Source organism: Escherichia sp. E4742 (assembly GCF_005843885.1).
Classification (GTDB): Bacteria; Pseudomonadota; Gammaproteobacteria; order Enterobacterales; family Enterobacteriaceae; genus Escherichia.
In genome coordinates, this window is the sequence record NZ_CP040443.1 from 3,469,168 (window position 1) to 3,481,141 (window position 11,974).

The 11,974-nt window shown below is 50.3% G+C and carries 12 protein-coding genes and 1 other RNA gene; 5 read left to right on the plus strand and 8 right to left on the minus strand.

The genetic code is table 11. From position 1 onward, the window contains the following. Window positions 1-11: 11 nt before the first annotated feature. Together glnK and amtB are read left to right on the plus strand one after the other, a co-directional pair. Complete coding sequence (glnK, locus tag FEM44_RS16790; protein ID WP_000780338.1) at window positions 12-350, plus strand: P-II family nitrogen regulator; 339 nt, start codon at window positions 12-14, stop codon at window positions 348-350. 29 nt (window positions 351-379) lie between these two features. Beyond that, window positions 380-1,666, plus strand: a complete 1,287-nt coding sequence (amtB, locus tag FEM44_RS16795; protein WP_130215471.1) for an ammonium transporter AmtB — start codon at window positions 380-382, stop codon at window positions 1,664-1,666. Window positions 1,667-1,848: 182 nt separating this feature from the next. On the opposite strand, the gene tesB is transcribed toward amtB, so the two are convergent. Then, the gene (tesB, locus tag FEM44_RS16800) at window positions 1,849-2,709 is read right to left on the minus strand and encodes an acyl-CoA thioesterase II (RefSeq protein ID WP_135523139.1); all 861 of its coding nucleotides are present in this window, start codon (window positions 2,707-2,709) and stop codon (window positions 1,849-1,851) included. 218 nt (window positions 2,710-2,927) lie between these two features. On the opposite strand from tesB, the gene FEM44_RS16805 reads away from it, so the two are divergent. Further along, entirely contained in the window at window positions 2,928-3,500 is a 573-nt protein-coding gene (locus FEM44_RS16805) for a YbaY family lipoprotein (RefSeq protein WP_135523138.1), read from the plus strand. Between the two features lie 30 nt (window positions 3,501-3,530). On the opposite strand, the gene FEM44_RS16810 is transcribed toward FEM44_RS16805, so the two are convergent. Then, complete coding sequence (locus FEM44_RS16810) at window positions 3,531-3,842, minus strand: MGMT family protein (protein ID WP_171022606.1); 312 nt, start codon at window positions 3,840-3,842, stop codon at window positions 3,531-3,533. A gap of 162 nt (window positions 3,843-4,004) precedes the next feature. Here FEM44_RS16810 and ffs point away from each other — a divergent pair. Together ffs and FEM44_RS16820 are read left to right on the plus strand one after the other, a co-directional pair. Then, an RNA gene (gene ffs, locus FEM44_RS16815) (signal recognition particle sRNA small type) lies at window positions 4,005-4,101 on the plus strand. Between the two features lie 120 nt (window positions 4,102-4,221). Further along, on the plus strand, window positions 4,222-4,575 hold the full coding sequence (locus FEM44_RS16820) for a DUF1428 domain-containing protein (RefSeq protein WP_064529090.1): 354 nt from the start codon (window positions 4,222-4,224) through the stop codon (window positions 4,573-4,575). 37 nt (window positions 4,576-4,612) lie between these two features. Here the strand turns inward: FEM44_RS16820 and FEM44_RS16825 are convergent, their stop codons facing one another. The 6 genes from FEM44_RS16825 to acrB form a co-directional block, all read right to left on the minus strand. Next, on the minus strand, window positions 4,613-6,163 hold the full coding sequence (locus FEM44_RS16825) for an EAL domain-containing protein (protein ID WP_130258550.1): 1,551 nt from the start codon (window positions 6,161-6,163) through the stop codon (window positions 4,613-4,615). Between the two features lie 162 nt (window positions 6,164-6,325). Next, window positions 6,326-6,796, minus strand: a complete 471-nt coding sequence (locus FEM44_RS16830) for a YlaC family protein (RefSeq protein ID WP_130206287.1) — start codon at window positions 6,794-6,796, stop codon at window positions 6,326-6,328. A gap of 113 nt (window positions 6,797-6,909) precedes the next feature. Beyond that, complete coding sequence (gene maa, locus FEM44_RS16835; protein WP_135523136.1) at window positions 6,910-7,461, minus strand: maltose O-acetyltransferase; 552 nt, start codon at window positions 7,459-7,461, stop codon at window positions 6,910-6,912. Window positions 7,462-7,632: 171 nt separating this feature from the next. Continuing rightward, the gene (locus FEM44_RS16840) at window positions 7,633-7,851 is read right to left on the minus strand and encodes an HHA domain-containing protein (protein ID WP_001280991.1); all 219 of its coding nucleotides are present in this window, start codon (window positions 7,849-7,851) and stop codon (window positions 7,633-7,635) included. 25 nt (window positions 7,852-7,876) lie between these two features. Further along, on the minus strand, window positions 7,877-8,251 hold the full coding sequence (gene tomB, locus FEM44_RS16845) for an Hha toxicity modulator TomB (RefSeq protein WP_000344800.1): 375 nt from the start codon (window positions 8,249-8,251) through the stop codon (window positions 7,877-7,879). Between the two features lie 557 nt (window positions 8,252-8,808). After that, window positions 8,809-11,958: an efflux RND transporter permease AcrB gene (gene acrB, locus FEM44_RS16850; RefSeq protein WP_130223199.1), complete on the minus strand. Its 3,150-nt coding sequence runs from the start codon at window positions 11,956-11,958 to the stop codon at window positions 8,809-8,811. Window positions 11,959-11,974: the final 16 nt, after the last annotated feature.

An 11,974-nucleotide genomic window follows, 5' to 3' on the forward strand; every position in this document is an offset into this window, starting at 1 on the left:
GGAGGGGATCTATGAAGCTGGTGACCGTGATAATCAAACCATTCAAGCTGGAGGACGTTCGTGAAGCGTTATCTTCCATTGGTATTCAGGGCCTGACCGTCACCGAAGTGAAAGGTTTCGGGCGTCAGAAGGGCCATGCTGAGCTGTACAGGGGCGCGGAATACAGCGTCAATTTCCTGCCAAAAGTAAAAATTGATGTGGCGATTGCTGATGATCAACTTGATGAAGTGATCGATATCGTCAGTAAGGCGGCTTACACCGGAAAAATTGGCGATGGCAAAATATTCGTCGCTGAATTGCAACGCGTCATTCGTATTCGTACCGGCGAAGCCGACGAAGCGGCGCTGTAATCTCTGGCACACAGCAACAGGAACGAAAAATGAAGATAGCGACGATAAAAACTGGGCTTGCTTCACTGGCGATGCTGCCGGGACTGGTAATGGCTGCACCTGCGGTAGCCGATAAAGCCGACAATGCGTTTATGATGATTTGTACTGCGCTGGTGCTGTTTATGACTGTTCCGGGGATTGCCCTGTTTTACGGCGGGTTGATTCGCGGCAAAAACGTGCTGTCGATGCTAACGCAGGTGACCGTGACGTTTGCACTGGTCTGTATTCTCTGGGTGGTTTACGGTTACTCGCTGGCGTTTGGTGAGGGCAACAACTTCTTTGGCAACATCAACTGGTTGATGCTGAAAAACATCGAACTGACGGCGGTGATGGGCAGCATTTATCAGTATATCCACGTGGCGTTTCAGGGATCGTTTGCCTGCATTACCGTCGGCTTGATAGTTGGAGCGCTGGCAGAACGAATCCGCTTCTCAGCTGTGTTGATTTTCGTGGTGGTATGGCTGACGCTCTCTTACATTCCGATTGCGCATATGGTCTGGGGCGGTGGTTTGCTGGCTTCTCACGGTGCGCTGGATTTCGCGGGTGGCACGGTGGTGCACATTAACGCCGCAATTGCCGGTCTGGTGGGCGCGTATCTGATAGGCAAACGCGTGGGCTTTGGCAAAGAGGCGTTTAAACCGCACAATCTGCCGATGGTCTTTACCGGGACTGCCATTCTCTATATCGGTTGGTTTGGATTTAACGCCGGGTCAGCGGGTACGGCGAATGAAATCGCAGCACTGGCATTTGTGAATACTGTGGTGGCAACGGCGGCGGCGATTCTTGGCTGGATCTTCGGTGAATGGGCGCTGCGTGGTAAGCCTTCACTGCTGGGGGCGTGTTCTGGCGCGATTGCCGGTCTGGTCGGCGTGACGCCAGCCTGTGGCTACATTGGGGTTGGCGGTGCGTTGATTATCGGCGTGGTCGCTGGTCTGGCGGGCTTGTGGGGCGTTACCATGCTCAAACGCCTGTTGCGGGTCGATGATCCTTGCGATGTCTTCGGTGTGCACGGCGTTTGTGGCATTGTCGGCTGTATCATGACCGGGATTTTTGCCGCCAGCTCGCTGGGCGGCGTGGGCTTCGCTGAAGGTGTGACGATGGGGCATCAGCTGCTGGTACAGCTGGAAAGCATCGCCATTACGATCGTCTGGTCCGGTGTGGTGGCATTTATCGGCTACAAACTGGCGGATTTGACGGTTGGCCTGCGTGTGCCGGAAGAACAGGAGCGAGAAGGGCTGGACGTCAACAGCCACGGCGAAAATGCCTATAACGCGTAACAAGCAATCAAATGCAATTTCGCCTGATGCGCTGTGCTTATCAGGCCTACATTAAAAATCACAATTTGTTGAATTTACAATAATTGGTGGGCCGGATAAGGCGTTTACGCCGCATCCGGCATCAACAAAAGCACGTTACCAACTATCTGGCAGCCGGACGGTTTTCACCTCCGGCTGTTTTTTTAATTGTGATTACGCATTACCCCTTCCTGAACGGTCGAGGCAACCAGCACGCCGTCCTGGGTATAAAACTCACCGCGCACAAAGCCGCGTGCGCTGGACGCTGACGTGCTCTCCACGCTATACAGCAGCCATTCGTTTAAATTAAATGGTCGATGGAACCACATGGAATGGTCAATGGTGGCTATCTGAATTCCCGGTTCGAGAAAACCGATGCCGTGCGGCTGTAGAGCTACCGGCAGGAAGTTAAGATCAGAAGCGTACCCCAGCAGATACTGATGAACGCGCAGATCATCCGGCACGCTACCATTTGCGCGGATCCACACCTGACGATGCGGCGCGGCGACGTGACCTTTCAGTGGGTTATGAAATTCCACCGGACGCACTTCCAGCGGACGATCGCAGATGAATTTATCTTTCAGCACTGGCGGCAACAGGTGCGCCAGCGACTGGGCGATCTGTGTTTCCGAAGGCAAACCATCAGGCGCTGGGGCTGGAGGCATCTCTTTTTGGTGTTCGAATCCAGGTTCTGGCGCCTGGAAAGACGCTGTCATATAAAAAATGGGTTTGCCGTTCTGAATCGCTGCCACACGGCGAGCACTGAAACTGTTGCCGTCGCGCAGTGTTTCGACATCATAAATAATCGGCTTCTTACTATCACCAGGGCGAAGAAAGTAGCTGTGGAATGAATGCACCAGACGCTCTTCGGGTACTGTCTCCTTAGCGGCATACAGGGCCTGACCCACGACCTGGCCGCCAAACACCTGGCGTAAACCTAAATCTTCACTCTGGCCGCGAAAGAGTCCTTCCTCAATTTTTTCCAGATTCAACAATGTCAGTAAATTTTTTAAGGCCTGACTCATATTAACTCTCCAGTAACAAAGCTGCCGCAGCAAGCCAAAGTGAGTTGAGTATAACGCAATTTTGTCACTGGTCCGATGGGTGCAATGGTCTGAATTACGGGCTAAATGCAGGCGTAAATACGTGATTTGTGCCACACTTATTGACGTTACGATTTTGTTAACCACTCTTCCGGCGAGGAAAGTTAGCCCGCTGGTGCATTGATAATAAGGAGAAGTGAATGAAACTCGTGCACATGGCCAGTGGTTTAGCGGTTGCGATTGCGTTGGCAGCTTGCGCTGATAAAAGCGCGGATATCCAGACGCCAGCACCTGCTGCAAATACCTCTATTGCGGCGACACAACAACCTGCTATACAGCAACCTAATGTCTCCGGTACGGTCTGGATCCGTCAGAAAGTCGCACTGCCTCCCGATGCTGTGCTGACCGTGACACTTTCTGACGCGTCGTTAGCCGATGCGCCGTCTAAAGTACTGGCGCAAAAAGCGGTGCGTACCGAAGGTAAACAGTCGCCATTCAGCTTTGTTCTGCCATTTAACCCGGCAGACGTTCAGCCGAACGCGCGTATTCTGTTAAGTGCGGCGATTACCGTAAATGACAAATTGGTGTTTATTACCGATACCGTCCAGCCGGTGATCAATCAGGGCGGAACCAAAGCTGACCTGACATTAGTGCCTGTTCAGCAAACCGCCGTGCCGATTCAGGCCAGCGGTGGCGCAACGACTACTGTACCTTCGACTTCGCCAACTCAGGTGAATCCGTCTTCGGCAGTTCCTGCCCCTACGCAATACTAAGCGCCACTAACCCTCTCCGCCCGGAGAGGGTTAGTAAATCCAGCGATAACGCTGCAAGTCGATTTGTCCGTTTCCCGATACCATCACGCCTTCTGCCAGTAATGCCTGCCGCTGACGCTGTAAATCTGGTCCGGTTAATGAGATTGCTCCGTGGCGGTTAACCACCCGATGCCAGGGCAGAGTGCTGCCTTCGGGCAGGCGCTTTAACACACCGCCCACCTGGCGCGCGGCACGGGGCGATCCTGCCAGTTTCGCGACATCGCCGTAAGTAGTGACATACCCTTCGGGAATAGCGGCTACGATTTGCCACACGCGTTGGGGAAACGAATCTTCTTTTTCCATCTTTTCTTCCTGAGGTAATTTTTCAGCATAATCTGGAAAAACGTCCGAGTGAAGCCGCATTGCGCAAGAAACCAGCATCCGGCACGCAATGGGTTGCAATTAGCCGGGGCAGCAGTGATAATGCGCCTGCGCGTTGGTTCTCAACGCTCTCAATGGGGGCTCTGTTGGTTCTCCCGCAACGCTACTCTGTTTACCAGGTCAGGTCCGGAAGGAAGCAGCCAAGGCAGATGACGCGTGTGCCGGGATGTAGCTGGCAGGGCCCCCACCCATTTCTGCCTCCCCACCGTTTCGTCAAAAAATCCCAATATGGCTAAACTTTAATCACGGCTGATGCTGCAAGAATTTTCTGGCTGCGCAGTACGCTTCGGAGGTATGTCTGATGAAGTATGTTGATGGTTTTGTGGTTGCTGTTCCTGCCGACAAAAAGGATGCCTATCGTGAAATGGCCGCAAAGGCCGCGCCGCTGTTTAAAGAGTTTGGCGCCCTGCGCATTGTTGAATGCTGGGCCAGCGATGTACCGAATGGCAAAGTGACCGATTTTCGTATGGCGGTCAAAGCGGAAGAGAATGAGGAAGTGGTTTTTAGCTGGATTGAATACCCTTCAAAAGAGGTCCGCGACGCTGCCAATCAGAAGATGATGTCGGACCCACGGATGAAAGAGTTCGGCGAGTCCATGCCGTTTGATGGTAAACGAATGATCTACGGTGGGTTCGAGTCAATCATCGACGAGTAGCGTGACGGGCTGTGCGGCGTGCCGCCAGCCCCAAAATTCACAGATGGTGTTCTGCCCAGCGTAAAAACTCCTCTTTCGGTAATGCTTTGCTGTACAACCACCCCTGGCCGTAATGCACGCCATGCTGGCGCAACCACTCTTCCTGTTTGCTGGTTTCGATCCCTTCCGCCACCATTTTAAGTTTCAGTGTTTTTGCCATTTCGATGATATGCGGTGTGACATTTTTATATTCCAGCGCATCAACGAAGGATTTATCGATCTTCAGAATATCGACATCCAGATCCTGCAAATAACTTAAGCTCGAATAACCGGTACCAAAATCATCAAGATAAATTTCATGACCAACCTGTCGATATCGGGAGATTACCGGGGCGCTGATTTTTGGATCGGCAAACTCGCGTTCAGTGAGTTCAAGAGCGATCTGTCTGGGATTGACCTGGTAGTGATTGATCATTTCACGCAGCAATTGCGGGATTTTTTCCGAGGTGAGCACGGTGGATTCAAGATTGATCGAAATATGTTGCTGCGGATGCTGACGCAGCCAGTCGCCCATATCTTCAAAGACCGTTTTGATAATAAGCAGAGTCAGAGATTCTGACAGGCCCGTTTGTTGCGCCAGCGGGATAAAACTATCCGGTGACAACCAGCTACCGTCTGTCTGCGGCCAGCGCGCCAGCGCTTCGGCTCCGACAATCTTTCCATTCGATAAGGAGATAATAGGCTGATAGTGCACGCAAATATCGCGGTTTTCGATAGCATCCTGCAGGCGATGATGCGGTGACTGGATACGGCGTAAAATCCGCAAAACGAACATTGCCGCCAGTAGGCCAATTAACAATCCGACAGGCAACCAGATAAAGACCTGCCGATACCAACCTTTTTGTAACGTTTTTGTCGAAGCCCAGGTGATTATGGAAATGTTCATCTCGGGGAGAGGCAGGATATCGTAAATGATTCCATTCTTTTCGATGTGTTCACCCGGTGTTTTTTGCAGCTGGGTAATAATTCCCTGGGCTATTTCGTCACTGCTGGTAATGATAATGTTATGCACATTGCCAATAATCGCGGCATCAATTTGCCACGAGCTATAAGGAATCACATCTATAAATGAGGCGGGGTCAATCATCACTATGTAATGTGCAGTTCCCATAGCGACCATGTAGCGGGTAATACCTAAATCGTTGTGCGAGGTTAACCATACCCGATAACCATCGTTCGATATTTTACCTGGCTCGGGGAAGGTATCTGGCGGACTTTCATGTTCCAGAGAAGAGCACTGAGGAACGTTGTTATCGACATAGACCACTTCCTGAATATAGCGATAACTATAAGATACCCGGCGCATTTCCATTAGATGAGCCTCGCTACAGGCTGCGCCTTGCCATTTTTCCAGTTTTTGTAGTGCATCTTTCCCTTGCGACGCCACTTTGTTGGCGCGAATAGCGACGCGGGATGAGTAGGTATGTAGCTCCTCAACAAATGACGTTTCTACCTGTTGATGAGCCAGCCAGATGCTTAAGCCCACTGGCAGAAGTACGGAAAGGATCAGTACTCCTGAAATTAGGCTGACCAGATGTCGTGTTCTCACCAGCATGTCCTTATTTACGCAGTGTAGGGAAAGTATATCCGATAGCGAATAAGGGCATGCAAAAGATAAGTGATGTGGGGGAGTTTCGTTAAATGAGTTGTGGCAACGATTGTTGTCAATTCACCAGGCGTTGATGTTTACGCCTGGTGAGGGCGATACAACTTATGGTGTCGCTTCGGTGCGGGCGAGAGTGAAAATATCGTAAAAGGACAACTCACCTTTACGAGCGATCATTTTCTGCAACTGTTCTTTGTGGATGTTCGCGACACGCGGTGAGTTCAGAATAGCGTCGACCAATGCAGTTGGAACAAAGCGTGTATTGTACCATTCGCCGTTGTAGCAAACCCGGAAATCCAGAACGTCGATATCTTCGTAATGGTAACGCGGATAAACGTCAAAAAAGAAGAAACCGTTAAGCAGGATGAACAATACCACCAGGAGCCAGACTGAACCAACCAGCGTTTCAGACTGTAACATCACAGCCAGAGTGGCAAAAAAAGCGACATACATACCGATAAACAGCCCCGGATGTTTACGGATAAAACTGATACTAAAGCGAGGTTTATTATCGCGTTTTTCGTGTGCATTTAGTGCATCAATTGTTTCGGTCAGCAGGCGTTGTATTTCAGTCATCTTTTGCCTTTGTGGTATCTGCAACTTTTCAGGGAACACCCTATTTTAACGTGGGAATCATATGATGAAAGTAACAGATTAACCACAATTTTGCATAACAGTTGCAACTATGGTTACAGTTTTTTAATGACAGTGGCCGGGTTACCGCCTACGACAACGTTAGCCGGAACATCTTTTGTGACGACGGCGCCAGAGGCCACCACGACGTTATCGCCAATGGTTACACCAGGGTTGATGACAGCACGTCCGCCAATCCAGACGTTATTACCAATAGTCACAGGTTTCCCCAGTTCAGCGCCACTATTACGCTCTGCTGGGTCGACCGGGTGCGTAGCGGTATAAATGTGAACACCTGGTGCCAACATGCAATTATCACCGATACGAATTGGGCAGACATCGAGCATCACGCAATCGAAGTTGGCGTAAAATCCTTTGCCCAAAAAAATGTTATAGCCATAGTCGCAGCGAAAAGAGGGCTCAATAAAAGCATCTGCTACCTGACCGAATAAATTGGTGAGAATTTTCTGGCGTAATGTTTGTTCTTCCGGTGCGGAATGATTGTATTGGTGAATAAGCTGACGAGCGCGCAGGCGATCGCGAGATAACTCCTCATCTGCCGAGCGATACAACTCACCAGCAATCATCTTTTCTTTTTCTGTGCTCATTACTGACCTCCTGTTGCTGAAAATGCGGCAACACGGTAATGCGAAAAGCCAGTTAAGAGAACGTTCCCGTTTCCCGAGTGTGATGAATGTCACATGCAGTATGCTTTCATTGCGAATAATATAATAATGTTAATAAACAGTCGGTTACATCTTCGAATGTCTGCTATTTAATTACCGAATAAATTTCCATACAGAGGAGGGGATCTTGTCGTACAGTTTATTCATGGTCAATTCTGCGAGGCGGTGATCTGCGGCTGAGTAAAATACCGCCAGTTCATTATCTGATAATTCGTATTTATTTTTCTCGATAACACGCTCAAGCGTGTCAATTGTCTGGCAACGACGCAGACGCATCAAATAATCGGTTTTCGTTAAAGGTTTATCGGACATACTTCTACCCATGGTTGTAATAATTCTAACAAGATAAACTCGCAGGATTCTCTTTAGTGGCATTCACAAAACAACGGAACAGTCGGTTACCTGACTTCCGCCATTTCTGGAGATCCTGCATATTAATACCATAACTACTGAACAACATAAAGGTGTCGTCCAGATATTCATCTATCTGCTCAATGAGCTTATTGTCTTCATTATACTTAATTTTGTAATTAAGTGCGAAGGTTGCTATATGCTCAATGAGTTCATTAAGCTGCAGATTGATGGCCGAGGTAGGGTCGTTAACCCAACCATGGTTACTTTCTTCAAGGTTTGCAAGACAGTCATGATACAAGGTTTCGCAGAGAAATTTAAGCTGCGCGATATCATGTCTTTTTGGTGAGTATTCATCCATAACGCGTCCCCCTTCTTAGCGGTTGAACTAACGGACACCTTTTGGGATGGAAAACTTACAGACCTGGCCTTGCCCTCTCACTTGTTAGATTAACTATAAGCTACTCTTTGGCGGTTTTCATCGTATTATTACGAAAAATTACAATTAGGAGGAGGAGAGGGAAAAGACCCTCTTCCTCATTCCTGCGCCGACGACGTAATGGCTAAAGCACTTTGTCTGATGCTATTCATAACATAATGTAATCAGGATGTTTGAGAGTGATAAAATGGTCTGACGATTTGTCACACTAATACCCAGGATTACTCTGATTATGATGTAATTGACATGAACAAATAAAGAATTGCCGCAAATAATTAAGAATAGCCTCTAGATGCCTGGGGATTATTAAATCCATCAGTACGACTTAATATAAATTAACTAACAATAAGTATTTTTTATGAATTTTATGCGGCGTTAAAACTAACTTACGTTTGAAATCATTAACTATAAACATTTCAACATTAAGATTACGCGTATAAAAAAGGCCGCTTGCGCGGCCTTAGTGATTACGACGTTAATCAGTGATGATCGACTGTATGGTTATGTTCGATATCTTCATTTTTGCGGCTAAAGCGGCGGCGAACCACCACGAAGAACACCGGAACGAAGAAGATCGCCAGTACCGTTGCGGTCACCATCCCGCCCATTACACCAGTACCTACTGCGTTCTGCGCGCCGGAACCAGCACCGGTGCTGATAACCAGCGGCATAACACCGAGGATAAATGCCAGTGAAGTCATCAGGATTGGGCGTAAACGCATCCGCACCGCATCCAGAGTTGCTTCAATCAGACCTTTACCTTCTTTATCCATCAAGTCTTTGGCGAATTCGACGATAAGTATCGCGTTCTTCGCCGACAACCCAATGGTTGTGAGCAGGCCCACCTGGAAGTAAACGTCGTTGGTCAGGCCGCGGAAGGTGGCTGCCAGCAACGCACCGATAACACCCAGCGGAACGACCAGCATAACGGAGAACGGAATCGACCAGCTCTCGTACAATGCCGCCAGACACAGGAACACGACAATCAACGAAATCGCATACAGCGACGGCGCCTGGTTGCCGGAGAGACGTTCCTGATAGGACATCCCCGTCCAGTCGTAGCCAACGCCGGTAGGCAGTTTGCTCGCCAGTTGTTCCATCAGCGCCATTGCTTCACCGGTACTCTTACCTGGTGCCGCCTGGCCTAAGATCTCCATGGATGGCAGGCCGTTGTAACGCTCCAGACGCGGCGAACCGTACTCCCAACGCGAAGATGAGAATGCCGAGAACGGCACCATCTGGCCATCAGCAGCACGCACATACCAGTTACCGATATCTTCCGGCAGCATGCGGTATTTTGCTTCTGACATGACGTAAACTTTCTTCACACGACCGCGGTCGATAAAGTCGTTCACGTAGCTGCCGCCCCATGCAGCGCCCAGAGTGGTGTTAATGTCGTTAATAGAAACACCCAGTGCCTGAGCTTTCTCCTGGTCGATATCAATCTTGAACTGCGGAGTATCTTCCAGACCGTTTGGACGCACGCTGGTCAACAGATCAGGATGTTTCGCCGCTTCGCCCAGCAGCTGGTTACGCGCTTGGGTCAGTTTTTCGTGACCGAGGCCAGCCTGGTCAATCAGCTCAAAGTCGAAGCCGGTTGCCGTACCCAGTTCCACAATCGCAGGCAGGTTAAAGGCGAAGACCATCGCATCTTTAATTTGCGAGAAGGCGCGCGTCGCACGCATGGTAATCGCTTCAACTTTGTTTTCATCACCCGGACGGTCAGCCCAGTCCTTCAACGAAACGAACGCAATACCGGTGTTCTGACCACGTCCCGCAAAGCCGAAGCCGTTAACGGCGAATACCGACTCAACGTTGTTCTTCTCTTTGGTCAGATAGTAATCCGTCACCTCATTGAGCACTTTCTGCGTACGTTCCTGCGTCGCACCCGCAGGCAGTTGGACCATGGTCATAAATACACCCTGGTCTTCATCTGGCAAGAAGGAACTTGGCAGACGTACAAACAGATAAGCCATGCCGACCACAATGATCAGATACAGCACCAGATAACGCCCCGTACTGCGCAGAATGCCGCCTACGCTGTCGGTGTAGTGGTGCGTGCTCTTCTCGAACATGCGGTTAAACCAGCCGAAGAAGCCTTTTTTGCCTTCGCCGTGATCGCCTTTAGCGATAGGTTTCAGCATGGTCGCACAAAGCGCCGGAGTCAGGATCAACGCCACCAGCACTGACAGCGCCATTGCCGAAACAATGGTAATGGAGAACTGACGATAGATTGCACCAGTAGAGCCGCCGAAGAAGGCCATCGGGATAAATACCGCTGACAGCACCATCGCGATACCCACCAGTGCGCCCTGAATCTGCCCCATCGACTTACGTGTGGCTTCTTTCGGCGGCAGACCTTCTTCCGCCATCACACGCTCAACGTTTTCTACCACGACGATGGCGTCATCCACCAACAGGCCGATGGCGAGCACCATCCCGAACATCGTTAGCGTGTTTATCGAGAAGCCAAAGGCGGCAAGGACGGCAAAGGTCCCCAACAATACCACCGGTACGGCAATGGTCGGAATCAACGTCGCGCGGAAGTTCTGCAGGAACAGATACATAACCAGGAACACGAGGATGATCGCTTCGACCAGGGTTTTAACCACTTCGTGAATAGAGATTTTCACGAACGGCGTCGTGTCGTACGGGTAAACGATTTTCAGACCTGACGGGAAGAATGGCTCCATCTTCGCCAGTTCAGCACGGATTGCCGCAGCAGTTTCCAGCGCGTTCGCACCGGTTGCCAGCTTGATACCCAGACCAGAGGCCGGTTGTCCGTTAAATTCCGCGATGATGTCGTAGTTCTCACCACCCAGCTCAATCTTCGCCACATCACGCAGCAGCACGCGGGAACCATCCTGATTCACTTTCAGCAGAATTTTGCCGAACTCTTCAGTAGAGGTCAGACGCGTCTGAGCAATAATAGAGGCGTTAAGCTGCTGGCCTTTCACCGGCGGTGTACCGCCGAGCTGACCGGCTGCAACCTGGGCGTTCTGTGCTTTGATAGCGGTAATGACATCAACCGGCGTTAGCTGGTATTTGTTCAACTCATTCGGGTTCATCCAGATACGCATCGCGTACTGTGAACCGAACAACTGAACGTCACCAACGCCCGACGTACGGCTAATGGCATCTTTCATATTTGCCGCTACGTAGTCGGAGATATCTTCCTGCGTCATGGTGCCGTCAGTGTTGATAACGCCGACAACCATCAGGAAGCTACTGGAAGATTTCTCAACGCTCACCCCTTGCTGCTGTACTTCTTGCGGCAGCAACGGCATCGCCAGCTGCAGTTTGTTCTGCACCTGAACCTGCGCGATATCCGCATCAGTACCAGACTCAAAGGTCAGGGTGATCTGCACAGTACCTGTGGAGTCACTGTTAGAGGACATATACATCAGGTTATCGATACCGTTCATATTCTGTTCGATAACCTGTGTCACCGTGTCCTGCACTGTTTTCGCATCAGCGCCGGGGTAGGAGGCGGAGATCGTGACCGCCGGCGGTGCAATCGTAGGATATTGCGCCACCGGCAGTTTGAGGATCGCCAACCCCCCTGCCAACATGATGATGATGGCGATCACCCACGCAAAAATCGGGCGATCAATAAAGAAATTAGGCATGTCTTAACGGCTCCTG